Source organism: Helicobacter rappini (genome assembly GCF_900198625.1).
Taxonomy (GTDB): Bacteria; Campylobacterota; Campylobacteria; order Campylobacterales; family Helicobacteraceae; genus Helicobacter_A; species Helicobacter_A rappini.
Genome location: NZ_FZPK01000094.1, coordinates 1 through 1,511, shown reverse-complemented (window position 1 = coordinate 1,511; position 1,511 = coordinate 1). Strand labels below are relative to the sequence as shown.

Annotated in this window: 1 protein-coding gene; it reads right to left on the bottom strand. The window is 35.6% G+C overall.

From position 1 onward, the window contains the following. On the bottom strand, positions 1-1,511 hold a 1,511-nt coding region (locus tag C6H17_RS11950; protein ID WP_158655030.1), incomplete at both ends, for a hypothetical protein.

Genomic DNA, 1,511 nt, shown 5'->3' with positions numbered 1-1,511 from the left:
ATTTACATTGCCATTTGCTAGTTTTTGTGCTTCACTTATAGCTTTATTACCGATATTGCTTAATCCATCAAGGTTAGCATTTTTAATAGCCTTGTAGCCTTGCTTTATACCAGCTCCAGCACCTACTATAATAATATCCCCTGCTATGCTTAATGTAGCTGCTTCTGCTGCCCTTTTTAATCCGCCATCTTTATTTTTATAACCTGTCGTCCATGAGTTTATTTCTTCATCTGCAATAGCACCAGCCGCAGCACCCACAGCAGCTCCAGCACTAGAATATACTCCAGCCTTTGCAGCAGTCTGCCAATAATTTTTGCTCGGTTTTTTAAGGGCTTTTTTAAGTCCCCACCAAGCCCCACCTAAAGATGAAGTAATTTCTGCGGCACTATCATGTATTCCGTGCAGTATGCTTTCTAAAAAGCCTTGTTCTAACGCTTGATACTGGTCGCCCTTTCTTATAACTACCTGTCCGCTTCTTGTTAATGCTACTTCATCTACATCTTTAAAGTTATCATCTGTTTTTAAAATATATTCTAAATCATTGATATAGCTTTGTGCTAATTCCATATTTTTTTCAGGCTCTTTAAGAAGATTGAATACAAATCTGCCATAATCATGCTGATTTTTCATCGTCATAGCTTTAGCGATTAAATCACTATTTGCTAAGACTTTAGCAGGAGAGTTATCCCATTCTTGTTTTAGCTTAGTGAGTGATTTATCCAAGTTTTCCCATGCTTTCGCTTCTTTAGGGCTGCCTTGTGCTTCTACATATTCTATTAATTTATCTCTTGTTTCCTTATCCCATATCTCTTCTGCCTTTTTACTTGCTACTAGTGAGTTTTGAAGGCTTCCTACAAAGGTTAAAAAATCATCATAATCACTGCCTTCTTTTCTGCTTTTAGCTATATACTCCCCTATACTAGTATCACTCCATTTTGGCAGATTATATTCATCTAAGACTAATTCAGCCTTATTTTTAAAGGCATCTCTTGTCATTCCATGAAAAATAGTATCAGCCGCACCTTCAAGTGTCATAGCTGCCCCATCTAATGCTAATTTAGTCAAACCACCTGCAGCATTTCCTGCCGCAGCGAAATAATTGCCATCTTTGAAATTATTAATTACATTTATATCTTGCCATGTTTCTTGCAAGTAGTTAGGCTTTAAACGCTTTGCTATCTCTTTGTTATATTCTTGTTGTGTAGCGTCTTTTTCATCTTTATGCCTACCTTGTGTTTTATTAACCTTATCTAAGCCTTGCTTTAAGGCTTTATCTATTTCTTCTTTTTTTAATATGCCAAGTTGCCTATCAACACTTAATCCAGCTTTATTTTGTTCTATTGAGTTTTCAACTGAATCACTACTAAACTCGTCTAGCACTTTATCTTTCAATAAATGATTAAACCAACCATTAGCATAGCTTTTATCTTGCTCTCCTTTCATAAAATCTCTTTTTTGTTCTGCAAAGGCTTTAATGCTATCATTGCCTATTGTATTTTTACTCTCTTTAT